At 72.3% G+C, this 24669-nt stretch carries 22 protein-coding genes; 11 read left to right on the forward strand and 11 right to left on the reverse strand.

The window, feature by feature from the left end:
* The first annotated feature begins 43 nt into the window (after positions 1 to 43).
* Positions 44 to 325: a chaplin gene (locus HED23_RS17840; RefSeq protein WP_203184387.1), complete on the forward strand. Its 282-nt coding sequence runs from the start codon at positions 44 to 46 to the stop codon at positions 323 to 325.
* Between the two features lie 86 nt (positions 326 to 411).
* On the opposite strand, the gene HED23_RS17845 is transcribed toward HED23_RS17840, so the two are convergent.
* Both HED23_RS17845 and HED23_RS17850 read right to left on the reverse strand, forming a co-directional pair.
* The gene (locus HED23_RS17845) at positions 412 to 1272 is read right to left on the reverse strand and encodes a tyrosinase family protein (RefSeq protein ID WP_203184388.1); all 861 of its coding nucleotides are present in this window, start codon (positions 1270 to 1272) and stop codon (positions 412 to 414) included.
* A gap of 20 nt (positions 1273 to 1292) precedes the next feature.
* Entirely contained in the window at positions 1293 to 1757 is a 465-nt protein-coding gene (locus tag HED23_RS17850; RefSeq protein ID WP_203184389.1) for a tyrosinase family oxidase copper chaperone, read from the reverse strand.
* A 191-nt stretch (positions 1758 to 1948) separates the two neighbouring features.
* On the opposite strand from HED23_RS17850, the gene HED23_RS17855 reads away from it, so the two are divergent.
* From HED23_RS17855 to HED23_RS17865, 3 genes are all read left to right on the forward strand, one after another.
* Positions 1949 to 3238 (forward strand): cytochrome P450, encoded by a 1290-nt coding sequence (locus HED23_RS17855; RefSeq protein ID WP_203184390.1) that lies wholly within the window; start codon positions 1949 to 1951, stop codon positions 3236 to 3238.
* Positions 3239 to 3347: 109 nt separating this feature from the next.
* Positions 3348 to 4535 carry a glycoside hydrolase family 26 protein gene (locus HED23_RS17860; RefSeq protein WP_203184391.1) on the forward strand — a complete coding sequence of 396 codons (1188 nt, stop codon included), beginning with the start codon at positions 3348 to 3350 and terminating at the stop codon, positions 4533 to 4535.
* A gap of 563 nt (positions 4536 to 5098) precedes the next feature.
* Positions 5099 to 5329: a hypothetical protein gene (locus tag HED23_RS17865; RefSeq protein ID WP_203184392.1), complete on the forward strand. Its 231-nt coding sequence runs from the start codon at positions 5099 to 5101 to the stop codon at positions 5327 to 5329.
* 88 nt (positions 5330 to 5417) lie between these two features.
* On the opposite strand, the gene HED23_RS17870 is transcribed toward HED23_RS17865, so the two are convergent.
* The gene (locus tag HED23_RS17870) at positions 5418 to 6830 is read right to left on the reverse strand and encodes a hypothetical protein (RefSeq protein ID WP_203184393.1); all 1413 of its coding nucleotides are present in this window, start codon (positions 6828 to 6830) and stop codon (positions 5418 to 5420) included.
* 198 nt (positions 6831 to 7028) lie between these two features.
* Between HED23_RS17870 and HED23_RS17875 the strand changes: the two genes are divergently transcribed.
* The gene (locus tag HED23_RS17875; RefSeq protein WP_238442288.1) at positions 7029 to 8270 is read left to right on the forward strand and encodes a molybdopterin-dependent oxidoreductase; all 1242 of its coding nucleotides are present in this window, start codon (positions 7029 to 7031) and stop codon (positions 8268 to 8270) included.
* Between the two features lie 307 nt (positions 8271 to 8577).
* Here the strand turns inward: HED23_RS17875 and HED23_RS17885 are convergent, their stop codons facing one another.
* The 3 genes from HED23_RS17885 to HED23_RS17895 are packed head-to-tail and all read right to left on the reverse strand — an operon-like array spanning position 8578 to position 10744.
* A complete protein-coding gene (locus HED23_RS17885) occupies positions 8578 to 9360 on the reverse strand; it encodes a methyltransferase domain-containing protein (RefSeq protein WP_203184395.1) in 783 nt (260 codons plus the stop codon).
* A complete protein-coding gene (locus HED23_RS17890) occupies positions 9357 to 10016 on the reverse strand; it encodes a TIGR04282 family arsenosugar biosynthesis glycosyltransferase (protein ID WP_203184396.1) in 660 nt (219 codons plus the stop codon). The genes HED23_RS17885 and HED23_RS17890 overlap by 4 nt, the downstream gene beginning before the upstream one ends.
* On the reverse strand, positions 10013 to 10744 hold the full coding sequence (locus tag HED23_RS17895) for a glycosyltransferase family 2 protein (protein WP_203184397.1): 732 nt from the start codon (positions 10742 to 10744) through the stop codon (positions 10013 to 10015). Before HED23_RS17895 ends, HED23_RS17890 begins: the two co-directional genes overlap by 4 nt.
* A 123-nt stretch (positions 10745 to 10867) precedes the next feature.
* Here HED23_RS17895 and HED23_RS17900 point away from each other — a divergent pair, with 123 nt between their 5' ends.
* Entirely contained in the window at positions 10868 to 11638 is a 771-nt protein-coding gene (locus HED23_RS17900; RefSeq protein WP_203184398.1) for a response regulator transcription factor, read from the forward strand.
* 4 nt (positions 11639 to 11642) lie between these two features.
* Positions 11643 to 12755 (forward strand): sensor histidine kinase, encoded by a 1113-nt coding sequence (locus tag HED23_RS17905; RefSeq protein ID WP_203184399.1) that lies wholly within the window; start codon positions 11643 to 11645, stop codon positions 12753 to 12755.
* Between the two features lie 20 nt (positions 12756 to 12775).
* Here HED23_RS17905 and HED23_RS17910 read toward each other — a convergent pair whose 3' ends face one another.
* Positions 12776 to 13867 carry an NAD-dependent epimerase/dehydratase family protein gene (locus HED23_RS17910; protein WP_203184400.1) on the reverse strand — a complete coding sequence of 364 codons (1092 nt, stop codon included), beginning with the start codon at positions 13865 to 13867 and terminating at the stop codon, positions 12776 to 12778.
* 274 nt (positions 13868 to 14141) lie between these two features.
* Here HED23_RS17910 and dhaK point away from each other — a divergent pair, with 274 nt between their 5' ends.
* The 3 genes from dhaK to HED23_RS17925 are packed head-to-tail and all read left to right on the forward strand — an operon-like array spanning position 14142 to position 16197.
* Positions 14142 to 15134: a dihydroxyacetone kinase subunit DhaK gene (gene dhaK / locus HED23_RS17915; protein WP_203184401.1), complete on the forward strand. Its 993-nt coding sequence runs from the start codon at positions 14142 to 14144 to the stop codon at positions 15132 to 15134.
* A gap of 38 nt (positions 15135 to 15172) precedes the next feature.
* The gene (gene dhaL, locus HED23_RS17920) at positions 15173 to 15790 is read left to right on the forward strand and encodes a dihydroxyacetone kinase subunit DhaL (protein ID WP_203184402.1); all 618 of its coding nucleotides are present in this window, start codon (positions 15173 to 15175) and stop codon (positions 15788 to 15790) included.
* A complete protein-coding gene (locus tag HED23_RS17925; RefSeq protein ID WP_203184403.1) occupies positions 15787 to 16197 on the forward strand; it encodes a PTS-dependent dihydroxyacetone kinase phosphotransferase subunit DhaM in 411 nt (136 codons plus the stop codon). Before dhaL ends, HED23_RS17925 begins: the two co-directional genes overlap by 4 nt.
* Positions 16198 to 16273: 76 nt before the next feature.
* Here HED23_RS17925 and HED23_RS17930 read toward each other — a convergent pair whose 3' ends face one another.
* Complete coding sequence (locus HED23_RS17930) at positions 16274 to 19765, reverse strand: phosphodiester glycosidase family protein (protein WP_238442017.1); 3492 nt, start codon at positions 19763 to 19765, stop codon at positions 16274 to 16276.
* 228 nt (positions 19766 to 19993) lie between these two features.
* On the opposite strand from HED23_RS17930, the gene HED23_RS17935 reads away from it, so the two are divergent.
* Positions 19994 to 20500: an NUDIX domain-containing protein gene (locus tag HED23_RS17935; protein WP_203184404.1), complete on the forward strand. Its 507-nt coding sequence runs from the start codon at positions 19994 to 19996 to the stop codon at positions 20498 to 20500.
* On the opposite strand, the gene abc-f is transcribed toward HED23_RS17935, so the two are convergent.
* From abc-f to HED23_RS17950, 3 genes are all read right to left on the reverse strand, one after another.
* On the reverse strand, positions 20464 to 22161 hold the full coding sequence (abc-f, locus tag HED23_RS17940) for a ribosomal protection-like ABC-F family protein (protein WP_203184405.1): 1698 nt from the start codon (positions 22159 to 22161) through the stop codon (positions 20464 to 20466). The genes HED23_RS17935 and abc-f overlap by 37 nt on opposite strands.
* 362 nt (positions 22162 to 22523) lie before the next feature.
* The gene (locus HED23_RS17945; protein WP_398084045.1) at positions 22524 to 23741 is read right to left on the reverse strand and encodes a PP2C family protein-serine/threonine phosphatase; all 1218 of its coding nucleotides are present in this window, start codon (positions 23739 to 23741) and stop codon (positions 22524 to 22526) included.
* A gap of 24 nt (positions 23742 to 23765) precedes the next feature.
* Positions 23766 to 24620, reverse strand: coding sequence for a GNAT family N-acetyltransferase (locus tag HED23_RS17950; RefSeq protein ID WP_203184407.1), 855 nt, complete (start codon positions 24618 to 24620; stop codon positions 23766 to 23768).
* Between the last annotated feature and the right edge of the window lie 49 nt (positions 24621 to 24669).

Below are 24669 nucleotides of genomic sequence, written 5' to 3' on the forward strand. Positions count from 1 at the left end.
CCGCAAGCTCGGCAGCCGGTCTCGACCCTCTCAAGGAGAACTGATGTCGCGTATCTCGAAGGCGGCCGCCGTCATGGCGGGTACCGGTGCCCTGATCGCCGGCGGTGCCGGCATGGCCACCGCCGACGCCGGTGCGGAGGCAGTCGCCGCGCACTCCCCCGGTGTCCTTTCGGGCAACGCCGTCCAGGTGCCCGTCCACATCCCGGTCAACGTGTGCGGCAACACGGTGAACGTGATCGCCCTGCTGAACCCGGCGTTCGGCAACACCTGCGCGAACGTGTCGGACAGCCACGAGACCAAGAGCGGATACGGCTACGGCCACTGATCCGCCTGAGGCACCGTCGGGCCTCCGCACTCCGCACCCGGGCGGAGGGCGGAGGCCCGGCCCCTTTCCGGGGACGCCGGCACCCCTCAGACGTACCGGTAGAACCTGGTGTGGTCCATGAGCTGCGACGGCGCCACGTCCCACGGCGGCATCAGCCGGTCGGACGCGAAGATCCGATCCCGCTGCGGGTCGCCGGCGGGCAGCGCACGGGCCGGCAGGTAGCGGGAGCGCGGATGCGCCTTCTGCCAGCGGGTCCAGAGCAGGTCGATGAAGGCGTGGTGCAGCCAGAAGACCGGGTCGTCGGGCGACGCCGCGCCGGCCATGGACCCGCCGATCCAGCGGTGCACCCGGTTGTGGTTGGCCACACCGCGGCCCCCTCTGATGCCCCAGCCCTCGATCCTGTTCCGGAAGCCGGTGGTGCTGACGCTGTTCCAGGGCGCGGTGTCGTACACCGGATCTCTCAGCGCGCGGTCCACCTCCGCCGCTCCGGGCAGGGTGACGGGCGCGGAGGGCCGGCCGAAGTTGCGCCGCAGGAAGGGGTCGTCGGTGACTCCTGCACGGATACGCCAGTTCCCCCGCCGGTAGGCGAACGGCCCGGTCATGACCTGCCGGTCGCCCGGCCGGCCGTTGCCGCCGAGGAAGTCCTCCGCCCAGAGGGAGGCACCCGCCGTGCCGTCCCGCGTCCAGTCCCAGTAGGGAATCGACACCCTGGAGTCGACGGCCCTCAGCGCCTCCTCGAACTCCAGCAGGTATCTGCGGTGCCAGGGGAAGAAGGACGGGGTCATGTGGGCGGGCCGTGGTCTGCTTTCGGTGTCGGTGACGTAGTACTGCCGGTGCAGGGTGACGAAGTCGTCGTAGCGTCCCGAGCGTTTGAGCTCGAGGATCGCGTCGACCAGGCGTTTCTTCTCTGTGCGCGTGAGGTCGCGCTGATTCTTGCGGCTGTACACCCGTGCTCCGTCCTCAGGGCTCAGATGGCGTGCGGGGAGACGTCGGGCAACTGGGCGGTGCCCAGCTCGTCGACGGCGGCCCGAGCCGTCTCGACGAGTGTCGGGTACGACTCGTAGTGGTTGACGGCGCTGAGATAGCTCCCGTCGGCACGCCTCATCACGTGCAGCGCCCTCCCGTCGATGCTGACGTCGATGCCGGGCGCCGCGGCTGCCTCACCGGCGTACGACTGTGCGCCGGCCGGTACGACGGTCACGGCCGTCCCCCGGATCTCACGGCCCTTGTAGAGCTCGGAGAACCGCTCGGGCCCCACGGCGTCGCGCTCCTGCGTCCGGCCCGCGCCTTCCGGCCCTCCGATGAGGACCGGAGCGAGCGCACCGCCCGTGCAGGCGATCACAGCTGCGGTGAAGGCGGTGCGCAGCACCGCGCGGCGGGCCCGCGACGGGGCGTAGGCCGGAGCCCCGCGCGTGCCGGTGGTCGGATTCATGGTGGGTGTGCCTCCCTCTCGTGCGTTCCTGCGAGGTCTCTCGCTCGAGTGGGCAACGAGACCGGGGACGAACGGTTCTCATCCGCAGGACATCACGCGGCCGTGGGAATTGTCCGGCCTGTCCGGTCGTGTCGGCCGCCGACTGCCTCCCGCCGGGCCAGCATGGTCTCCCGAACTACCGGAGGTTGTGGATGGAAGCGCCGGCCCAGGTGCCCGAGAACCGTGTGCGGGGGAAGACCGACGCCGACCTCGCCGATCCGGCGTTCTGGCGGCTGCCACGGGCCGAGCGGCTGTCCGCGTTCGCACGGCTGAGGGAGCTCGACGCCCCGGTCCGCTTCACGCCTCGTACGGGGTCGCGGACCCCCTTCCACGCCTTGGTGAAGCACGCGGACGTGAAGGCGGCCAGCAGGCAGCCGCAGGTCTTCGCGAGCGCCCCCGGTGTCACCTTCCCCGAACCGGCGCCCTGGGCCAAGGCGGTGTTCGGCAATTCCATGGTCAACATGGACGGCGCCGAGCACGCGGGGCTGCGCAGGACCATTTCCCGCGCCTTCACGCCGAGGCTGCTCGCCGCCGCGGAGGAGAACATCGGCGCCGTCGCCCGGCGGCTGGTGGACGAGGTGATCACCGAGGGTCCGGGTGACTTCATGCGCTCGGCGCCGTCCCGGATGCCGTTCGAGGTCATCTGCGACCTGATGGGCGTTCCCCCGCGCCATCGGGCCGGCATCGCCGCGCGCATCGACCACGCCTCGGAGTACGTCGGTGTCCAGCGACGTGGCCGCGCCCGGCTGCGGGTCCCGGGGCGCGGGCTGCGCTCGCTGGCCCGCATGCAGCTGGAGATGGCGGGCATCGCCCGTGAGCGGCGTCGCGTCCCGGCCGACGACGTCATCTCGGCGCTCGTCCGCGCGGACGTCGGCGGACAGGCCCTGTCCTCCCGTCAGCTCGGCGCGTTCTTCTCGCTGCTGCTCGTGGCCGGTGTGGAGACCACCCGTAACGCGATCGCCCACGGTATGGCCCTGCTGACCGCGCATCCGGACCAGCGGGCCCTCCTTGAGTCCGACTTCGACCGCTACGCCGACGGCGCGGTCGACGAGATCGTCCGCCACTCGACGCCGATCATCCAGTTCCGCAGGACGGTGGCTGCCGGATGCACGCTCGGCGGCACCACCTTCGTGCCGGGGGAAAAGGTCGTACTCCTCTACGCGTCCGCGAACCGGGACGCGTCCGTCTTCGACGACCCCGACGCCTTCGACATCACCCGGTCCCCCAATCCGCACCTCGGATACGGCGGCGGGGGCCCGCACCACTGTCTGGGGGCGCATCTGGCGAAGCTGGAGATGAAAGCTCTCTTCCGTGAAATGCTCACACGACTGGGAGGTGTCCGGACGTCGGACGAACCGGGTCTGGTCGACTCGAATTTCGACAACCGGGTGCGCTCTCTTCCTTTCACCTTCGAAATGCGTCACCCGAACGGTCCGCACTGAATCCGCGCGTGTCACGAATGGTCTATTCAAGGGCAGCACCGCAGCCCGTTGTTGAATATTTCTCCTTAGGGTCGACAGGGCCGGACAGGCCGCAATCCAAGGAGGAGCCGTGCCCGTACAGCGCCGTCTCATGAATTTCGGCATCGGGGCGACCGCGCTCTGTCTCCTCGTCGGAGGCGCGTTCCTCGCCGATCGCGACGGCGCGGACACCCAGGCCGGCAAGGGAGCCGCCCAGGGGGAACCGGAGCCGGCAAGGGCGACCGCGATCGGCGCCTATCTGGACTACGGGCCGGAGGGCGTGCAGCGGATGGAGGAGCTGTCACGCTGGCTCGGCGGTACGGAGCTCCGTGTCGGGCACAGCTATCTGCCGGGCGACCTGTGGGAGAACATCGAGGGCCGTCCCGGCTTCCTCGCCTCGTGGGCGGCGTGGCGGAAGGCGGACGACGACCGGATGTTCGTGCTCAACACGCCCATGCTGGAGAGGAACGAGGAGCACGTCCCCGACGACGAGGTGCGCGGCCTGCTGCGGGCCGGCGCCCAGGGACAGTTCGACGAGCACTTCCGGAGACTGGCCGAGCGCCTGGTCCTGCTGGGCGTCCCGGACACGGTGATCGTCCTCGGCTGGGAGATGAACGGGACGACGTACACACACCGGTGCGGCCCCGATCCCGTCGCGTGGAAGGCGTACTGGAATCGCATCGTCACCGCGATGCGGTCCGTGCCCGGCCAGGAGTTCCGCTTCGACTTCGCCCCGAGCAGGGGGCGGGACGCCGTGCCCTGGACCGAGTGCTATCCGGGCGACGACGTCGTGGACATCATCGGCATGGACTCCTACGACCAGCCTCCGGCGCGGACCTTCGACGAGCAGGTCAACGAGCCGTACGGACTCCAGAAGCAGGTCGACTTCGCGGCCGAGCACGGCAAGCCGATCTCGTTCCCGGAGTGGGGGCTGTTCCGTAACGGCGACAACCCCGAGTACATGCGCCGCATGCTGGAGTGGATCGATCGGCACCGGCCGGTGTACCAGACGATCACGGACTACTGCCCGCACGGAGTGTGGCAGTGCGCGGACAACCCCGCGTCCTCCCAGGTGTTCCGCGAGATGCTGAGCGGGCTGCCGGACGCCACCGGCCCCTCGGCGCCCGCTGTCGACCCGGGCGGGACACCGCCGGCGCCCGAGCCCTCACCGACGGCACCTGCTCCGGGCACGAACGAGCCCGGATGGTGCATCGACGTTCCGCTGGGCGACTGGTTCGGCCAGTGGCTCGGCGACCGCGAGTTCTGCGTGCGCGGCTGAGGGCGCGCTCCGGCGGTGGCACATCCGCGACGGCTGCTCCCGTCGTGGAGAAGGGAGGCACGGCCGGGGACGGCGTTCCCGGGCCGCGTGAACCGCAGGACGGGAACGAAGGAGCAGAGCATGCGGGTGGCAGTTGCGGGCGGGACCGCCGCGGTCGGCCGACTGGTCGTCGGGGAACTCACAGCGACGGGGCACGAACCGGTCGCGCGGCGTGGACCTCGCATCGGGCACGGGACTCGACGCGGCGCTCCCCGGCGTGGAGGTGGTCATCGCCGTGAGCGACAGGACGACCCTCAGTCGCGCCGGAGCGGTCTCGTTGCTCGGCTCGGTCAGCCGCAGTCTGCTGGAATCGGGTGCACGTGCCGGGTGCGCCATCATGTGGCTCTTTCGGTCGTCGGCGTCGACCGGGTCGGTCACGGCTACTAGCAGGGCGAACTCCGTCAGGAGGAGGTCGTGAGGGGCGGACAGGTGCCGTGGACCGTGCTCCGGGCCCCGCGGTTCCACGAGTTCGTTACTCAGACCCCGGAGAGCAGATGCCCGGGCCCCTCGCCTTGGTGCCCCGGATGCCTGCGCAGCCCGCGGCGGCCAGGGAGGTGGCCCGCCACCTGGTGGAACTGGTGCCCGCCCCGGCACCGGGCATGGCACCGGAGCTCGCCGGGCCCCGGGTGGAGCAGCTCGTCAGCCTCGTGCGCCGACTGCTCCGGTCCCGCCACGAGCGCAGGCTGGTGGTACCGGTGAAGCTGCCCGGCGCCGCTGGGAGCCGCCATGGCGGGCGACGGCCGGCTGCCGGCTGAGAGGGTCGGGGACCTTCGGCGAGTGCCGGTCGCACGGTGGCTCGGCGAGGATGACCTGGGTCCCTCAGCGCTTGTCCGGGCCTGTCGCTCACCACCCTGTCCACAGCAGGTGGTTGACCAGCAGGGCCACCGCCGCTTGGGCGGCCAGCCAGCCCCGGCGGCCGACGTCCGGCAGAAGAGCGGCAGCGGGCATCAGCCAGACGACGAAGGGCTGCCAGATGCGTTCCGTCTCCGCCTTGCTCATCCCGGACAGGTCCGCGACGGCGAGCGCCAGGAGCGCGGCCAGCGTAAGGATCGCAAGCCGCTGAGCAGCGGTCTCCGTACCGGAACGCAGTCCGCGTAGGGCGGCGGGGGCGGACGCCACCGCCCGGCGCAGACCCGCGACGGTGGCGAGTCCCGCGGCCAGCGTGGTGCAGGCGAGATTGGCCCAGACCCAGTAGGAGTAGGGGCGTGTCCCTCCCGCGCCCTGGTAGTAGCGCTCGACCAGCAGATGGTAGGCCTCCCACCAGTTGAAGCCCGCCAGGGTGAAGGCCACAGGTGCGACCAGCGCGCCGAGGGCGAGCGGACCGAGCGGGCGTGCTGTACGGGCCTGGACGAGGACGGCTGCCATCAGGGCCACTACGAGCGTCAACCCGTAGCTGAGGTAGCAGGTCAGCCCGAACAGCAGGCCGGAGCCCAGCGCCGCGGCCGACGGGTGCCGGGCCGTGCGGGTCGCCGCCAGGGCCAGCAGCGCCACGGACCACGCCGCGACGGCGGCGAAGTAGCCGTCAGCCGAGGTGCCGGTCCAGACGGCGAAGGGAGCCAGGACGAGGAACGGAGCCGCGCGCCGGGCGAGGTGTTCGCCCGTCAGGGCGCGCAGCGCCACCATGACGGCCACCGCGGCGGAGCCGCCGAGGACGATGCACCACATGCCGGCCCAGCCGCCGCCCCCGAGTCCGGCACGGTCCAGGCCGACGAAGGTGAGGGTGGCGCCCGGCGGGTGCCCGGCGACGTGGGCGGGCCAGTTGTCAGGGGAACCGATCACGATGTGGTCGGTGAATCCGCGCAGGGCGGCGCCGATGTCGTCGAACCGGTCGATCACCCGCAGGTATTCGTGCTTGGTGGTCAGCCGGCGCTCGATGCCCCGGTACCAGCCCTCGATGAGGGCGAGCCCGAGGATCCAGCCCACGGAACCGGCCCAACAGGTGAGAAGCAGCCCCCTCCACGGGAGCCTGGCGGCGCAGCGTGGGCCGTACGCGACGACCGTCACCGCCACCGCCGCGGCGAGTGGGGTCCCGGGGCCGAAGTGCGGGTCCCACGAGGCCAGGAGCGGCGGCCAGTGGACCTGCAGGCTGCCGTCGCCCGCCTGGATCACCCATCCGGCCACTATGGCCACGGCCACCAGCAGAACCCCCGCCGCGGCGGCTTTCAGGTCCCGCCGGCGGCCGGCCGGATCATCGGAACGGGCGGAGGCGGTGGGTTCGGGCGTGCGGGTGCGGTGGCTGCGTTCCTCGGTCGTCACGCAGGCACGCTACGCATCAGCGGGCCTCGGACGGCGGTGCGACGCCGTCGTGTCACACAACCGTCAGATCCTGCGGAGAGCGATCCGGCCGGCGGACCGGACGTCAGACTTTCGTCAGGAGTCGTAACCACCCTTCGAGCGGCGCCCCGGCATAACGTCGGGCCCATGGGCCACAGACCTCAGCGGACCGGTGCACACATGCCCGGTCCTCCTTTTCCCTTCCCCACCCGGCCGGCCTTCTGGCGCAGCCCCGTGCGTGGGGTCCGCTTCACGGCCGTACTCGGTCTGGTGCTCCTCGGCGGCATCACCCTGCTGTTCGTGACCGGACTTCTGTCGTACGCGGCCTACAACCCGGATCTCGCGGCCGTGAACGACAAGACGCCGGCCAAGGGGTGGCTCGGCTTCTACCTGTTCGACTGGCCAACGGGTCCCCATTGGCTGTACCGGCTGACCCAGGGGATTCACGTCACCCTCGGCATCGTGCTCGTGCCCGTCCTGCTGGCAAAGCTGTGGTCGGTGGTACCGAAGCTCTTCGCCCTGCCGCCGGCCCGGTCGGCCGGCCATGCCCTGGAGCGGCTCTCGCTGCTGCTGCTCGTCGGCGGGGCACTCTTCGAGTTCGTCACGGGCCTCCTCAACATCCAGTTGGAGTATCTGTTCCCCGGGTCCTTCTATCCGTTGCACTTCTACGGGGCGTGGGTGTTCTTCGCCGCGTTCCTCGCCCATGCCTGTCTGAAGCTCCCCCGGGCGCTGCGTGTCCTGCGCCACGGCCTGCCCGCTTCGGAGCACGACGAACTGGCCGCACCGCGCCCCGCGGCACCGACCGTCTCCCGTCGTGGTGCTCTGGCCGTCGTGGGAGCGGGGTCACTGCTCCTCCTTGTCACCTCGGCCGGCCGGAGCTTCGACGGCGGACTGCGCCGGACCGCCTTGCTGACTCCTCGCGGGGGCGCCGAACCGGGGCCGGGGCCGAACGGCTTCCAGATCAACAAGACCGCCGCGAAGGTGGGCGTCGGTCCGGCCGACACGGGGGACCTCTGGCGGCTCGTCGTCATCGGACCGGCCGGGGAGGTCCGGCTGTCGCGCTCCCAGCTGCTGGCCATGGGACAGCACAGCGCGGCGCTGCCCATCGCCTGTGTGGAGGGCTGGTCGACATCCGATCAGTGGTGGCGAGGAGTCCGTCTGCGCGACCTCGCCGCGCTCGCGGGTTTCCCGGACGGGCCGCCGGGGGTGCTGGTGGAGTCCATCCAGCGCAGCGGGCCGTTCCGGACCGTGGCGCTCAGGGACAACCAGGTGCGCGACCCGCGTTCACTGCTGGCGCTGGGCGTCAACGGTGAGGTCCTGTCACCGGACCACGGTTATCCGGCGCGCGTCATCGTGCCTGCCGCCCCCGGGGTCATGAACACCAAATGGGTGAGCCGCCTGACGTTCGGAGAGCCGCGATGAGACTTCTGCGCCGCTGGTACGGGGAGGGGCCGCTGCACCTGCTGCTGATGGTCTCCTCGTTCGCCCTCGCGGGTTATGCCGGGGTGCGGCTGCTCGACGGGGACACCTTCATGATCCTGGTGTGGTTCGTGGGCGCCGCGCTGGTACACGACCTGGTGCTGGTGCCGCTGTACTCGGCGGCGGACCGGGCCCTGCGGGCCCCCTTCCCGCGGCGGCCCGGGCCGGTCGGATTCGTACGCGTGCCGCTCCTCCTGTCAGGGCTGCTGCTGCTGATGTGGTGGCCTCTGATCACGCGTCACACGGAGCGCTACGAGCCGGCGAGCGGCATGTCCCCCGACAGGTTCCTGGGGAACTGGCTGCTGATCACGGCAGCGCTGTTCACCGTGTCGGCGCTCTGGCTCGTGGTGCGGACCGTCCGGGCGCATCGCAGTGCGAGGAACGGGCGGCCGTCGGCTTCCCACTGATCGACGGGTTCCCAGCCCTCCGGCCGTACGTACCGGAGCAGGGCGGACACGCCGACACGGGCCCAGGGGAAGTGAGGGGCGGCGCCCGGCTGTCCCCGGCCGTCGTCGAGACGTACCTGGACCCGTTCGTCCACGTCGTGAGGGGCGGCCTCGGTGATGAGAAGTCCCCCTGGCGCCACGACGGCGGCGACCCGGCGGAGCAGGGCGGACGGGTCCCCGCCGATGCCGATGTTGCCGTCGACGAGCAGGGCCGTTCCCCAGCACCCTTCGCCCGGCAGGGGCTCGAACACGCTGCGGCGGAGCGCCGAGCCACCGACCTCCTGGGTGCGTCCGATGGCGGCCTCGCTCACGTCGATGCCGAGCGCGCGGCGTCCTCGGGCGGCCAGCGCGGCGACCAGCCGTCCGGGTCCGCAGCCGATGTCGATGACCGTTCCCTCGCTCCGGCGGAGCGCTGACAGGTCGGCCGCGTCCGCGTCGGCGCACCAGCGTTCGATGTCCAGGGGCAGGAGCCATCCGTCCTGCCGGCGAAGGAAGAGGGGGCCCTTGCCCTGGCTCAGCGCCCGCGCGTACGGATCGGTCGCCCAGCAGGCGGCGCCCTGGCCCGCAGGCGGCAGCACCGTGCTCACCGGACCACCGCCCCACCGAGGCGGGTGAGGGCCTCGGCGAACCGGCCGTGCGGCGCGGCGGCGGCGACGTACCGCGCGTCCTCGGCGGTGTCCACGTCACGCAGGGGCGGAAGGTCCCGGACGGTGAGGCCCGCGTCCGTCAGGCGCGCCCGCTGGATCCTGCCCGTACCGGGGAGGGACATCGGGACGCCCCGCACGAGGCCGGGGTCGGGCGCGGCCAGGCCCAGCGCCCAGAAGCCGCCGTCCTCGGCCGGTCCGAACCACGCGTCGCAGCCGTCCCATCCACCCGGGGAGAGGGCGGTCGCCAGCAGGGCGGAGGTGATCTGAGGGGTGTCCATTCCGATGAGGAGGGCCGGCCCGGCCACTGAGCCGAACGCCGCCGCGATGCGTTCGTCGAGCGTGCCCGCGCTCTGCGCCAGTACGTCGAACCCCTGCGGAGTCCAGGGGCCGGTGCGCCCGTCGAGGACCAGGACCCGCCGCGCGGCGGGAAGGGTGAGCACGGTCCGCAACGTGTCTTCCAGGGCTGCGGCCGCGAGCTCCGCCGCTTCGCCAGGGCTGAAGGGCGGGGTGAGCCGGGTCTTGACCCGGCCGGGAACAGGCTCCTTGGCGATGACCAGCAACGTCGTCGCCCCGGCAGGCGGAGTACACGCGCTCATCCGGTCGCCTCCGCCCGGACGTCCCGCGGGGTCTGTGGCTCCGGCTCCCGCAGCACGGCCCGCATGTCCCGCACCGCGTGCCAGGCCCCCCGCCAGGTGCCGGTCACCTTGGACCGGCCTGTCCGGGGCAGGTACGGGACGTCCGTCTCGGCCACGCGCAGTCCGGCGTCCGAGGCGCGCACCACCATCTCCAGCGGGTAGCCGCTGCGGCGGTCCGTGAGTCCGAGTGCCAGCAGCGTCTCCCGGCGCACGGCCCGCATCGGTCCGAGGTCGTGCAGGCGCAGGCCGGTGCGGCGGCGGAGCATCCTGGCGAGCGCGGCGTTGCCCGCCCTGGCGTGCAGGGGCCAGGCGCCTCGGGTCGTGGGGCGGCGCCTGCCGAGGAGCAGGTCGCTCTCCCCGTCGGCGATCCGCCGGACGAAGCCGGGGAGCAGTGCCGGGTCGAGCGTGCCGTCGCAGTCGCAGAAGCAGACGTACTCCGCCTCGGCGGCGAGCAGCCCCGCGTGACACGCGGATCCGAAGCCTCGGCGTGGTTCGTGCACGACGGTCGCGCCGAGCGAGCGGGCGATCTCAGCCGACCCGTCGGTGGAGCCGTTGTCGACGACGACGGCCCGCCATCCGTCGGGGATTCGGGACAGTACCTGGGGCAGTGCCTCGGCCTCGTCGAGGCAGGGCAGAACGATGTCGGCGCGGAGGGGGGCGGCGGGGTCAGCCGGTGAGTAGTCGGTCACGACGATCACCCTACGGAGAGAAAGCAGACATTCCGGGCTTCAGGTTCTTACGAAACGTGGACGTCGGCCGTGTGGCGTCCGGTGACCGGCCGTCCGAACGGCTGGTGATGCCACAGTTGCCCCATGCAGAACATCTCCTCTCCTCAGGGCCTCGGCGCCGGAGCACCGAACGGTCGCGAGGACGGCGTGTCGCACAGGCGCGTTCTCGTGGTGGACGACGATCCGACCGTCGCGGAGGTCGCCACCGGGTATCTGGAACGCGCGGGCTTCGACGTCGAACGGGCGGCCGACGGGCCCGCGGCGCTGGAATTCTTCACCGCGCTGCGGCCCGATCTGGTGGTGCTCGATCTGATGCTTCCCGGCATCGACGGCTTCGAGGTGTGCCGCCGGATGCGCGCCCACGGGCCCGTTCCCGTCATCATGCTCACCGCACGCGGGGACGAGGACGACAGGATCCTCGGGCTGGAGACCGGCGCGGACGACTACGTGACCAAACCCTTCAGCCCGCGCGAACTCGTGCTGAGGGTTGAGTCGGTGCTGCGCAGGGTCCGGCTCGCCGGTGCCGGCTCCCCCGCTCCGCTCGGCGGAGCCGGCATCACCCTGGAGCCTCTCGCCCGCCGCGCGACCCTCGATGGCGAGGATCTCCGCCTCACGCTCCGCGAGTTCGACCTGCTCGCCTTCTTCCTGGACCACCCGGGTCAGGCGTTCACCCGCGAAGAACTGATGCGGGAGGTCTGGGGCTGGGACTTCGGCGATCTGTCGACGGTGACGGTTCATGTGCGCCGGCTGCGCGGCAAGGTCGAGGCCGACCCCGCCCGTCCCACTCTGATCCGGACGGTGTGGGGTGTGGGTTACCGCATGGACCTGCCGGCCGACGACGCTCCGGGGAACTGAACAGATGGCCGACATCCTCCTCATCGCCCTTCTCGCCTTCCTCGGCGCCGCCGCGGCCGGACTGCTGGGCGCCCTGGCCCTGCGGCTGCTGCGGCACCGCCCGTTGGTGGTCTCGCTGACCGTCGTCGCCGCCGTGGCCGTGACGGCCATGCTGGCCGGGACCCTGACCGTGGCCTGGGCGATGTTCCTGTCCCCGCACGATCTGACCGTGGTGACCACCGTCGTCGCCATGGCCGCCGCGGTGTCCCTCGCGACCGCCATGCTGCTGGGCCGCTGGGTGGCCGCCCGGAGCCTCGACCTGACGCTGGCCGCCCGCTCCTTCGGCGATGGGGGCACGTTCGCGGCCCCGCAGGGGCAGGCCACGGCGGAACTCGCAGCACTCACACGTGAACTGGCGGCCACCAGCGCGAAACTCGAGAGCTCCCGTGAGCGCGAGCGTGCCCTGGAGCGATCGCGGCGGGAGCTCGTCGCCTGGATCTCACACGATCTCCGGACCCCTCTCACGGGGCTGCGCGCCATGTCCGAGGCTCTGGAGGACGGCGTGGCGGCGGACTCCGGGCGCTATCTGCGGCAGATGCGCAGGGAGGTGGAGCGCATGAACGACATGGTCGGTGATCTCTTCGAGCTCTCCCGGATACACGCCGGGTCCCTCACCCTGACGCCCTCCCGGGTGTCCGCCCACGACATCGTCGGCGACGCGCTGGCCTGGGCCCGTCCGCTGGCCCGCGAACACGGGGTCCGACTGATCGGTGACCAGGTCAACGCGGTGCCCGTGGAGGTCGACAGCAAGGAGATGAGCCGGGTCATGGGCAACCTCCTGATCAACGCGATCCGGCGCACTCCCGCCGACGGCACGGTCGCGGTGGCCGCACAGCGCTCCCCGGACGGGCTCGTGCTCTCGGTGACCGACGGTTGCGGTGGAATCCCCGAGGAGGATCTTGCGCGCGTGTTCGACACGGGGTGGAGGGGCAACTCCGCCCGTACCCCGCCGTCGGGTGCGGGCCTCGGACTCGCCATCGTCCGCGGGATCGTCGAAGCGCACTCCGGCCGGGCGGACGTTCGTAATGTGGCCGGTGGCTGCTGCTTCGAAGTCACCCTGCCGGCCGCACCGGCCTGAGGCCCTCCCCACCCGCGTCCCTACGTACGCGGTTCGCCGGCACTCCGGAGGGGCGCCGTGGCGAACTCCCGCATCCCCGCGTCGAACTCCGTCTCCGGCTTCCAGCCGAGTTCTTCCCGCAGCCGCCGCGAATCCGCCGTCACGTGACGTACGTCCCCGAGCCGGTACTCACCGGTGACGACGGGCTCCGGACCGCCGTGGGCCGTCGACAGGGCCCGGGCCATCTCGCCGATGGTGTGCGGAGTGCCGCTGCCCGTGTTGTAGGAGTCGAAGGTGCCCGGTTCCCGCTCTCCCAGCGAGGCGAGCGCCACGGCGTTGGCCGCCGCCACGTCGCGTACGTGCACGAAGTCGCGGCGCTGCCCGCCGTCCTCGAACACCCGGGGGGCCTCGCCCCGGGCCAGGGCGGAACGGAAGAAGGACGCGACACCGGCGTACGGGGTGTCACGCGGCATCCCCGGACCGTAGACGTTGTGGTAGCGCAGCGCGACCGCGCGGCCGCCCGTCGCGCGGGTCCAGGCGGCGGCGAGGTGTTCCTGTGCGAGCTTGGTCGCCGCGTACACGTTGCGCGGGTCGCCGGGTGCCTCCTCGGTGACCAGCCCCGGCACCAGTTCCGCACCACAGGTGGGACAGTGCGGCTCGAACCGGCCGACGTCCAGGTCTGCCGCCGCCCTCGGGCCGGGCCTGACGGACCCGTGTCGGGGGCAGTCGTAACGCCCTTCGCCGTAGACCACCATCGAGCCGGCCAGCACCAGGTCCCGGACCCCCGCAGCCGCCATCTCCGCGAGCAGTACCGCAGTGCCCAGGTCGTTGCACCCGACGTACTCCGGCGCGTCCGCGAAGTCCTTGCCGAGACCGACCATCGCCGCCTGGTGGCAGACCGCGTCGGTCCCGGACAGGGCTTCGGCCACCGACGCCCTGTCCCGGACGTCCGCGACGATCGTCCGCACACCCTCCGGCAGGTGACCTGTCCCCGGGGCACCCGGCTCCGCCGGCCGTCCGTGCGCGGACGGCAGCAGTGCGTCGAGGACCACCGGCTCGTGCCCCACGGAGGCGAGAGTCCGGACGATGTATGACCCGATGAACCCGGCTCCGCCGGTGACCAGTACACGCATGGCCGCAACGCTAGGCCGCCCGGGGACGGAAGGGGCGGTGCGGCGCGCCCGTGTCACGGGACCGTAAGAACACCCTGCGGGCGGTGCGACGACTGCTGCCCGGACGGTGGCAGCACACGAACGGCCGCCGACCGGCACGGCGGTGCCTCCGAGGCGTCGCTTCCCGATCACCCGGGTCTCTTCGATACTGGTGCCGTACGCACCTGAGACACGAGGATCGGATTCACGCGACGGCCGGTCACCACGGTCGGCGCGCTCTCCCCTGGAGGAACCGTTGCGCATGCTCATCAACGTGCCGGAGACCGTCGTCGCGGACGGTCTCCGCGGAATGGCCGCCGCCCACCCGGAGCTCGTCGTGGACGTCGAGAACCGTCTCGTCGTCCGCCGCGACGCCCCGGTGGCCGGGAAGGTGGGGCTCGTGTCCGGCGGCGGTTCCGGGCACGAGCCGCTGCACGCGGGGTTCGTCGGGCCCGGGATGCTGTCCGCGGCCTGTCCCGGAGAGGTCTTCACCTCGCCCGTGCCCGACCAGATGGTGCGGGCGGCGGCCGCGGTCGACAGCGGCGCGGGAGTGCTGTTCGTCGTGAAGAACTACACCGGGGACGTACTGAACTTCGACATGGCCGCGGAACTCGCCGAGGACGAGGGGCTGCGGGTCGCCCGGGTCCTGGTCGACGACGACGTGGCGGTGGCCGACAGCACGTTCACCGCGGGCCGGCGCGGCACCGGGGCGACGCTGTTCGTCGAGAAGATCGCCGGCGCCCTCGCCGACGAGGGCGCGCCGCTGGAGCGGGTGGAGTCCATGGCCCGGCGGGTGAACGAGTCCTCGCGGAGTTTCGGAGTGGCGCTCAGCTCCGTCACCACTCCGGCGAAGGGCACCCCGACGTTCGACCTGCCCCCGGGCGAACTGGAACTGGGTATCGGTATCCACGGCGAGCCCGGCCGGGAGCGCCGCCCGATGATGACGTCGGGCGAGATCGCCGACTTCGCGGTGCACGCGGTGCTGGAGGACCTGCGGCCCACCGGTCCCGTGCTGGCCCTGGTCAACGGGCTGGGCGCGACTCCGCTGCTGGAGCTGTACGGGTTCAACGCGGAGGTGCAGCGGGTGCTGTCGGAGCGGGGCGTGGCGGTGGCTCGTACGCTGGTGGGCAACTACGTGACGTCGCTGGACATGGCAGGCTGCTCGGTGACGCTCTGCCAGGTGGACGAGGAGATGGTACGGCTCTGGGACGCGCCGGTACAGACGCCCGCGCTCCGCTGGGGCCGGTGAACGGGACTTTCCACCGTGTGTGAGGAACAGGAGATCTTGTGCTCGACACCGACTTCTTCCGCCGCTGGATGGCCGCCACCGCGGCTGCCGTCGACCGTGAGGCGGACCGGCTGACCGAGCTCGACGCCGCGATCGGGGACGCCGATCACGGGAGCAACATGCGCCGGGGTTTCGCCGCTGTGAACGAAGTACTGGAGAAGGAGCCGCCCACGACGCCCGGGGCGGTGCTGACGCTGGCCGGACGGCATCTGATCTCGACGGTCGGCGGGGCGTCCGGGCCCTTGTACGGGACTCTGCTGCGCCGCACCGGCAAGGCGCTGGGCGATGCGACGGAGGTGACTCCCGACCGGCTGGCCGAGGCCCTCGGAGCGGGTGTCGCCGCGGTGGCGCAGCTCGGCGGGGCACAGGCAGGGGACAAGACGATGCTCGACGCGCTGCTTCCGGCGGTCGAGGTACTGGGCGGATCGTTCGCCCAGGCCCGGGACGCGGCTCTGGTCGGTGCTCTGGAGACCGTGCCGCTGCGGGCGCGCAAGGGCAGGGCAAGTTATCTCGGCGAGCGCAGCATCGGGCACCAGGATCCCGGGGCCGCCTCGGCGGCGCTGCTGGTCGGGGCACTCGCCGAGGCCGCGGAGCAGACCGGCGGAGGCGACACATGAGCGAGGAGAGCCAGGTCGGGATCGTGCTGGTCTCGCACAGCGGGCCGGTGGCGGAGTCCGTCGCCGAGCTGGCCAGGGGACTGGCCGCAGGTGGCGCGACGGCCCCTATAGCGGCGGCCGGGGGTACCTCGGCCGGCGGGCTGGGGACCAGTTCGGAGCTGATCGCGGAGGCGGCCAGGACGGTCGACGGCGGCGTCGGGGTGGCGCTGCTGGTGGACCTCGGGAGCGCGGTGCTGACGGTGAAGTCCATGCTGGCGGAGGGTGGTGAACTGCCCGACGGGGCGCGGCTGGTCGACGCTCCGTTCGTGGAGGGCGCGGTCGCCGCCCTGGTGACCGCGTCGGCGGGCGGCGATCTGGACACCGTGGAGGCTGCTGCCACCGACGCGTACGGCTACCGGAAGGCCTGAGCGGGCGCGCGAAGACACCGCACGGCTCCCGGGCGTGTTCCGGGAGCCGTGCGTCGGCGCGTTCGGGAACGGTGCGTCAGGCGGCGGGCGCCACCGCCCCGGCCGCGATCCGGATCCGTACGTCGCGGGTCACGCCGTTGACGGTCACCGCGAGCGTGACGGTGCCGGGACGCAGCGCGGTGAGCGTGCCCGTGGCGGGGTCCAGCGTCGCGGTGTGGCGTCGACGGGCGTCGTCCGCCTCCCCGATGTGGACGTTCGGCGAGCCGGTCCAGTCCACGCTGAGCGGGAAGGCCGCCGGCACGTTCCGTGTGCCCTGGGTGACGTGCGCGCCGGCCTTCGCGCGCTCCCCCGCGACGAGCGCGGAGGGCACGTCCAGGACCAGGTCGTCGACGTGGGCGCGGGTCTGCGCGGAGACCCAGTCGGGCCCGCCCAGCCACGGCGCCCGGCGAGCCGTGGCCTGTTCGGCGGGTGAGACGCGGTCGGCGCCGATCAGGGACCAGCCGGTGAAGCCCCCCTCGTCGGCAGGCCCGGCCGGCGCCTTGCCGGAGTTCCCGTTGATCAGATAGGGGACTCCGTCGACGTGCGAGGCGTGGAAGACGCCGACGTGGCTGCCGGTGAACGCGGCGCCCTTGCCCGTCGCGCGGCGGAAGCCGGCGAGCCACTGTTCGACGAGGGCGGCCTCCTTGCGGTCGCTGAGCTGACTGCCCTTCTGCACCGTCGGGTCACGCGGCGGCACGTGCTCGATCAGCATCACGGAGCCGACGGACCGGTCCTTCGCCGCCGCGTCGAGCTGGGCGCGCAGCTCCTTGATCTGGGCGAAGCCGCCGCCGCGCAGGCTGAGACCCGACGTGTCGAGCGTGATGACCCGGGTGCCCTTGTGGTCGAACGTCCTCCGGGCCGGACCGAATTGTGTGACGAAGTTGTCGATCTTCCCTCCCATCACCTCGTGGTTGCCCGGTACGTAGTACCAGGGCAGCGAGTCGCCCAGTTCCTCTTCGAGGACCTGACGGGCGAAGGCGAGGTCGGCGGGTGATCCCTCATCGACGAGGTCGCCGTTGACGACCACGAAGTCGGGCCGCGCGGCTCTGATCTCCTGAAGGGTGCGGCGGGCCTGCCGGACGATGGCGCTGTCCGGATCACGTGCGACGAACTGGGCGTCGGACATCACCGCGAACTGCCAGTCACGGCCCTCGGTCACCGCGGCCGTGTCGATCAGCGGGTCGGCGGAGTGGATCTGTTCGGGCAGCTCGACGGTGGGGGGAACCTGGGCGGTCAGGCCGTCGACGACGATCTCACCGGTGTACTGGCGGGCCGCCGCCGTCTCGGCGAGGTAGAAGCGGTGCACCGACAACGGCATCGCCGCGCCCGGCGGCACGGTGAAGGTGACCTGCCGCCAGCCGGTCCAGGTGATGTACGGCCCCCGCAGCAGCTGGTCGGAGCCTGCGGCGTCCTTGAGGTGCAGCGTCGGCCAGGCGCCGTTCCCGTCACCCTTGATCCAGAGGGTGAACGCCTGCGGCTGGCCGGGCACGACGACGGGCTGCGGCGGGGCGGCGTAGGCGGCGCGCGTCGCCGTCGACCGGGTGAAGTCGTAGGTGAGGCGGAGGCCGGTGCCGGTGTGCCCGTCCGGAGCCGACCCGAGCGAACCGTCCGCGCGGGCGTGGCTGAACTTCCAGGATCCGGCGTCATCGAAGTCCGCGACGGGCTGCTCGGTGAGGCCGACGCTCACGGCGAGGGTGGTGCTCACACCGGCGACGGTCGCCTTGATCTGTCCCGCTCCCGATCCGGTGAGGGACCTGACGGTGAAGGATCCCCGGCCGTCGGCGTCGATGTCGAACAGCGTGCGGTCGTAGTCGAGTTCGATGTCGTCCGGCTCGACGGGAGCACTCGTGCCGTGGGCGTCGAGTCCGACGACGCCGAAGCTGCCGGTCGCCTCCTCGTCGGCCAGACCGACGCGCGCGGTGGTGGGCCGGATCCGGTCCAGCCTGTCGAGGACGGTGAGCCGGGTCGAGCCGTGGGCGCCGGCCCGTTCCGCCCGGACTTCGGTCGTACCGCCGCGGCGCGCGGTGAACGTGCCCCGGGCGTCGACGCTGCCGATCGAGGGGCTGGCGGCACGCCAGCGCGGTGCGCCCGCGGCGGGGCCGTACGTCTCGTCGTACCCGGCGGCGGTGAGCTGCCGGGTCAGTCCGGGGAAGACCCGCTCGGGGTGACCGCCGCCGACCGGGTCGTCGCCGGGGGCGGCACCCGCCGGCGTACGGGTCTCGACCCAGAACCCTTCGAGCCGACCGCTGCCGTCGGGGGCGGTCAGGGCGAGACCGTTGGGCACGGTGCGCTCGCTGCCGTCGGACGGGCTGTTCTCGACCTGGAGCGCGTCGCTCCCCGGCTCACGGGCGACGAGCGTGGAGGAGCCCCCGCCGTCGAGGTTCAGAGCGCTGTACGAACCAGCCCCACGCATCATCACGCCCAGCTCGGTGAGGGTGACACCGCCGCTGTCCGTCTGGCGTCCGTCGACGGTGACGACCTGCATGGTCCGGCCGTCCTTCGAGAACCCGACAGCGGTACGGGGCGCGGCGGTGTTGTTGCCCGCGCCGTCGTGGTTCTGCGCCGCCCCGTCGACGACGAGCAGTTCCCGGCCGCCGACGGCGGTGCGCGGTACGGCCCCGCTGTCGGTGCGTGCCCGGTATTCGATGCCGACCGGGTCCCCGGGTTCCAGGGCGTTCAGCAGTCCGGCACCGGCTTCACGGCCGATGAGGACCACGGTGTCCTCGGGCACGGGTCCCGCTCCGGGGGTGTCCGACAGGGAGACGACCTTGCCGTCACGCACGGCCACCTCCGCGACGGGCCGTGCGTCGTCGACGGTGAGCGCCCGGTCGGCGCTGCCCCAGGCCGAGGTGTAGGCACCCACGCCCTGGGCCGGTACGTTGGCCGCGTTGTACGCGGACAGCTGGTGCGCGCCTGAGGGGAGGGACAACGTGCCCTCGAAGTACAGCTCCAGGACGCGGCCCGCGTTCTCCGGTCCGATACCCACCGCACGGTTCACACCCGGGGCCGGGGAGTGGACCGTCCGGCCGTCCTTGACCCCGGGCCCTTGGGGCGCCCCGGTCTGGTTGATGTCGAAGAAGTCCGCGTTGATCGCGGCGACGGTACGTCGTCCCTCCCCCGGGTCGTGCCCGGCGGCGAGTTCGGAGACCGTACGCCGGTCCGCGACCTTGCCCGAGGAGAGGTAGTCGGCGCGTACTCCGCTGCCGTCCAGGTCGACGGAGAGGGTGTCGACCCGCAGCCATTTGTCGGACTCGAGGCGGTCGTAGGAGCTCAGACGGACGCCGGGGGCGATGGGGCGGGAGGCGCGGGCGGTCTCGATGCCGTCGCCGTCCACGACGGATCTCGACTCGCCGGAGGGGCCGCTCGCGGCGGGCGGGGCGACGGGTCTGAGGACCTCGGCGGTGGTGTACGGGCGGGGGTCCGGTGTCTGGTCGGCGGCCGCGGGTGCGACGGCCCCGGCCGCCAGCGCCGCCGCTGTCGCGAGCAGCACGACCGGCCGCACGGCGTTGCGGAATGTGCCAAGGCCCACAAATCCTCCTGGTGCAGAGCGGATTGCACGCGGAATGCGTTGTCGGCGGACAGCATGACCGGGCTCGGTGGGACGCACCAGAGGACAACGGGGACATCAGGAGGAACAGCGCGCGGCGAAGGAGTGACCCCCGGCGGCCCCGGACCTGGTTGCCGCTGCCCCTGGACCGCCGGCTCTCGGAGCACCCGCGAGTGGCCTTCCGGGCTTCCGGCCCGCACACTTGACGACATGTCGACAGTCAAGCGCAGCGCGGGGCTCCTGCTCTTCCGGGTCGTCGCCGGTGAGGACGGCCGGCCGGACGCAGAAGTACTGATCGGCCATATGGGCGGACCGTTCTGGGCCGGCCGTGGGACGGCGGCCTGGTCGGTCCCCAAGGGCGAGTACGAACCCCCTGAGGAGCCTGCCGCCGCCGCGCGCCGGGAGTTCGAGGAGGAGCTCGGTCTGCCTCTCCCGGACGGCGCCTGGGTGCCGCTGGGTGAGACACGCCAGTCGGGCGGGAAGACCGTCACCGTATGGGCGGTGGAAGCCTGGCTGGACCCTGCCGGGGCGGTCCCGGGCACCTTCACCATGGAGTGGCCGAGGGGGTCCGGTGTGCTGAGGGAGTTCCCGGAGATGGACCGGTTCGCCTGGTGCACACCGGACGACGCCCTCGAACTACTGGTGGCGGGCCAGCGGGTCTTCGTCGAGCGGCTGCGTGCCTACGTACGGGAAGGGCGAGCCGCCTCGGACGCGTAGACGCCCGAGCGCGTCACCGGGCGCCCCGCCCGGAGTTCGAGGCTTTCGCCGGTGAAGCGGCCGCGGAAGCTCCGGTCGTGCGAGACGACCACCACCGCTCCCGCGTACCGGTCGAGCGCGGCCTCCAGTTCCTCGACCAGTCCGAGCGCGATGTGGTTCGTCGGCTCGTCCAGGATCAGCAGATCCGCGGGACGGGTCACCAGCCGGGCCAGGGCGAGCCTGCGCTGCTGTCCGACGGAGAGGGCCAACACCGGCACGGCCAGGTCCTCGGGGCGGAACAGGCCGAGGGCCAGGAGCTCGTCCTCGTACTCGTCGGGGAATCCCGGCCGCCCCGCGGCGAAAGTGGCCAGGAGTGTGCGGCGGGTGGGCCTGACGGGGAGCTCCTGCGGGAGGTAGCCGATCCGGCCCCGCCGCCGGACGGTGCCGGCGTCCGGCGCGAGGTCCCCGGCCAGAACGCGCAGGAGCGTGGTCTTCCCAGCGCCGTTGGGCCCGTTCACCAGAAGCCGCCGGCCCGGTTCGACGCGCAGGGACGGGACTTCCAGCCGCTCGCCGACGCGGACGGAGTCCAGCTCGGCCAGGGGGGCAGTGCCGCCGTCCCCTTCCGGCCGGGCCTCACCGGCACCGGAAAGGACGAGGTCGGCGGTGAAGCTCAGCGGGCGGGGCGGCGCGGGCACGGGTGAGCGGCGCAGCGCCTCCAGGCGGGTCCTGGCGGCCCTCACCTGGCCCGACAGCTTGGCCTCGTGCGATCGGCGGTGCTTGCCGAAGCCCTGACCGGGGTCCTTGCCGGTTCCCGCGAGGCGCTGACCGGCCGCGCTCACCTGCGCTTCGGTGCGGGCCAGCTCGGCCAGCCATTCCTGGTGGTCCTGTGCCCAACGGCGGCGGGCGGCGGCCTTGGCCGTGCGATAGCCGTCCCAGCCGTCGCCGTACCGGAGGACGCTTCGCAGGTCACGGTCGACTTCCAGGATCACGGTGGTGATCCGCTCCAGGAACGCCCGGTCATGGGTGACTGCCACCACCGTGCCACGGTGGGCGCGGAGGTGGTCCTCCAGCCAGGCGACGGCTGACGCGTCGAGGTGGTTGGTGGGCTCGTCGAGGAGCAGGAGCTCCGGGGCTGCGGCGAGTACGCAGGCCAGGGCCAACCGGGACTGCTCGCCGCCGGACAGGGTGCCCAGCACGCGGTCCCGGGAGAGATGGCCGATTCCGAGTCCGTGCAGTGCGGCGGCGGTCCTGGCATCCGCCGTGTATCCGCCGCGCTCCTCGTACGCCGTCAGCAGGTCCCCGTACGCGGCGAGCCGGTCGTCGGCCGGGTCCTCGTGGGACATCGCCTCCTCCGCCGTGCGGATCGCACGTTCCAGGGCGCGGAGTTCGGCGAGGGCCGCGTCGACGGCGTCCTGGACCGTGCTGCGGGGGTCGAGGGTGAGGGTCTGGGCCAGGTGACCGGTGCCGCCCGGGAAACCGACGGTGATGTCACCGCTGTCCGGGGCCTCCGCCCCGGCCATCAGCCGGAGCAGGGTGGACTTCCCGGAGCCGTTCTCACCGATGACGCCGGCCTTCTCCCCTGGCCGGACGGTGAAGGTCACCTGATCGAGGACGGACCGGTCGCCGTACGCCTTGGAGACGTCGTTCATCGCCAGTTGGGCGCGGGGGTGCTGAAGAGGCATGGGTTCTTTCCCTGAAGTGACATGTCCTGAGCGGTGCGCGCATCGACGTCCGACGCGGAAGCGCACTGCGGGACAGGGGTGTCGGACAACGGAAAGGACAGCGGCACACGGCGTGACCCGGTGGGTCACACGGCGACGGTGGGCGTCGCGCGGCGGCGTCCTGGCCGCGAATCAGAGAAAGAAGTAGTACGAACCCATGGGAGCAATTCTAACCATGCTGTGGAAGGCCCCGGCGGAGCGAGCGCCCGGCGGGACCGCGGGAGTCCGCACGCCGGGGTGGGCCCAGGGCTGCGGTCGGGACGTCGATCCGCACTCTGCCGCCGGAGCGGGCCATGAAGGTTTCCGGAGGGTCCCGTCGTGTGTCAGGAGCGGTGCGGACGGTGCTTCGCGGAGCCGCTCACGGCGGCGCTTCCGCACTTCGTGGCCGCGTGCTCGCCGTCCGTCGGCCTGCTCAGGACGAGCACGGCGACGTCGTCCCTGCGCACTCCGCCGGAGAACCTCTGGAGGTCGGCCTGGAGGGCGTCCAGGACCTGCTCCGGACCGCGCCCCACCCATTCGCCGAGCCGCTCGTCGAACGGGTAGAAGACACCCGTCGCGTCGCGCGCCTCGGTCACCCCGTCGGTGAAGACCATCAGGGCGGCGCCCGGCGGAAAACCGAGCCACTCCGCGGCGCGCGCCTCACTGCTGAGGTCCGCCATGCCCAGCGGTACGGAGGTCCGGTGCAGGGTGACGACCGCCGCCGTCCCGTCGTGCAGCAGCCTCGGCGGCAGATGGCCGCAGTTGACCGCCTGTACCCGGTCGCCGCCGTCGAACCCCAGCAGCAGGGCGGTGACGAAACGTTCGGTCTCACCCGTCTCGGCGGAGAAGACGTTGTGCCGTACGACCGCGTCCTCGACGGCTTCGGCCACCGCGGTGAGGTCCGGCTCCCGCACGGCCGCTTCCCTGAACGCGCCGAGTGCGGCGAATCCGGCCCCGATCGCGGGCAGCCCCTTCCCCTGGACATCACCGATGATCACCCTGGTTCCATGGGGTGACTGCACGACTTCGTAGATGTCTCCCCCGACGAAGCGGTCCTCCTCCATCGGCTCGTAGAGGCCGTGGGCGCAGACCTGCCTCGTGGTGATGGGAAGCGGGCGCAGGATCTGCCGCTGGAGTGCGACGACGGCCGAGCGGAGCCTTGCCACCTCGACGGCGTGCCGGATGCGTGCGGCACACGCGACGACACCCAGAGCACTGGCGAGGGCGGTGAAGCCGATGAGGGAGACCACGTCCCAGAAGGGGCCGGCCGAGGCGATCCGGGACCCGACGACGACCAGCGTGACCCATACCGCCACGGCGGCGGTCTGGCGGACCGTGCAGAAGACCGAGGCCAGCGCGGGCAGCACGACGGTCAGCGGGACCAGGGGGAGGTCGTTGCCGGCGAGGGCGTCGAGCACGACGACCACGACGGTCAGGAGAACGACCCACAGCGCGAGCGCCCAGTTCCCGACCCTGGCCTCGCCTGCCGCCGTCTCTTCCGGATCCGCGCCCGGGAGCGGCGGTCTGCGCGCCGCCGACGGGCGCCGGAGCCCCATGACCACGGCACGCCTCCCGCCTGTTCGTCCCTAACGCCCCACGTGTTCCAAGCTACCCGTCCCCTGGTCCGGGGTCCTGGCGTCGGCGGGCGGCACCGCTTCCGCCGGAGTGATCGCGGAGAGGAAGGACGTCCTTCGGCGCAGGGCGAAGCCGAGGGATTCGTAGAGCCGGATGGCGGAGGTGTTCGATGCGGCGGCGTGCAGGAAGGGTGTCTCGCCCCGTTCCCTGATGCCGTGGGCGACCGCGCCGACGAGGCGCGACGCGAGCCCTTGGCCCCGTGCGGAATCGTCGGTGCAGACACCGCTGATCTCGGTCCAGCCCGGCGGGTGCAGGCGCTCCCCCGCCATCGCGACCAGGACTCCGTCGCGGCGGATGCCGAGATAGGTGCCGAGCTCCACGGTGCGCGGAAGGAACGGGCCGGGGCGGGTGCGCTCGACCAGGTCCAGCATCTCCGGCACGTCGGCGGGGCCCAGGAGCACGGCTTCGGGATCGGGGGCGGCGTCCACGGAGTGGTCCACCAGTTGCACGCCCTCGGCCTGGAAGACGATCTCCCAGTCGGCCGGCGGAGGCTCACGGAAGGCGGTGAGGGTGACGGACGCACCGGGGCCGGCGAGCGCGGCGACATCGGCCCAGTCCTGGGCGTCGGGTGCGTCCGGCAGGGCGAGCCAGGGGGTGACGTCGGGGTGGTAGCGCAGGATGCGCCCGCGCCGCTGGGCGAAAAGGGCGTGCGGACCGGTCAGCGACGCGCGGGCGGGGTTGTCCAGCGGATGGGCCCCCGCGGTCGCCGTCCGAGGGCCCGGCGCCCGCGAAGAGGACGGGTCCGCGGCCCGTGACGCGGGCTGACGCGTGGGCGGGGAGACGGGCAGGGGCGTGACCTCGGGCATGGACGCTCTCACTCCGGTTGATATCGGCGGCCGACGACAGGGGTAAAGA

It is taken from the genome of Streptomyces pratensis, from assembly GCF_016804005.1.
Taxonomy (GTDB): Bacteria; Actinomycetota; Actinomycetes; order Streptomycetales; family Streptomycetaceae; genus Streptomyces; species Streptomyces pratensis_A.

Excerpts from the sequence above, each read along its gene's own strand:
- HED23_RS17840 (WP_203184387.1), top strand. The coding sequence starts at position 44 with ATGTCGCGTATCTCGAAGGCGGCCGCCGTCATGGCGGGTACCGGTGCC.
- HED23_RS17850 (WP_203184389.1), bottom strand. The coding sequence starts at position 1,757 with ATGAATCCGACCACCGGCACGCGCGGGGCTCCGGCCTACGCCCCGTCG.
- HED23_RS17855 (WP_203184390.1), top strand. The coding sequence starts at position 1,949 with ATGGAAGCGCCGGCCCAGGTGCCCGAGAACCGTGTGCGGGGGAAGACC.
- HED23_RS17865 (WP_203184392.1), top strand. The coding sequence starts at position 5,099 with ATGCCTGCGCAGCCCGCGGCGGCCAGGGAGGTGGCCCGCCACCTGGTG.
- HED23_RS17875 (WP_238442288.1), top strand. The coding sequence starts at position 7,029 with ATGCCCGGTCCTCCTTTTCCCTTCCCCACCCGGCCGGCCTTCTGGCGC.
- HED23_RS17890 (WP_203184396.1), bottom strand. The coding sequence starts at position 10,016 with ATGAGCGCGTGTACTCCGCCTGCCGGGGCGACGACGTTGCTGGTCATC.
- HED23_RS17900 (WP_203184398.1), top strand. The coding sequence starts at position 10,868 with ATGCAGAACATCTCCTCTCCTCAGGGCCTCGGCGCCGGAGCACCGAAC.
- HED23_RS17905 (WP_203184399.1), top strand. The coding sequence starts at position 11,643 with ATGGCCGACATCCTCCTCATCGCCCTTCTCGCCTTCCTCGGCGCCGCC.
- HED23_RS17910 (WP_203184400.1), bottom strand. The coding sequence starts at position 13,867 with ATGCGTGTACTGGTCACCGGCGGAGCCGGGTTCATCGGGTCATACATC.
- HED23_RS17925 (WP_203184403.1), top strand. The coding sequence starts at position 15,787 with ATGAGCGAGGAGAGCCAGGTCGGGATCGTGCTGGTCTCGCACAGCGGG.
- HED23_RS17935 (WP_203184404.1), top strand. The coding sequence starts at position 19,994 with ATGTCGACAGTCAAGCGCAGCGCGGGGCTCCTGCTCTTCCGGGTCGTC.
- abc-f (WP_203184405.1), bottom strand. The coding sequence starts at position 22,161 with ATGCCTCTTCAGCACCCCCGCGCCCAACTGGCGATGAACGACGTCTCC.
- HED23_RS17950 (WP_203184407.1), bottom strand. The coding sequence starts at position 24,620 with ATGCCCGAGGTCACGCCCCTGCCCGTCTCCCCGCCCACGCGTCAGCCC.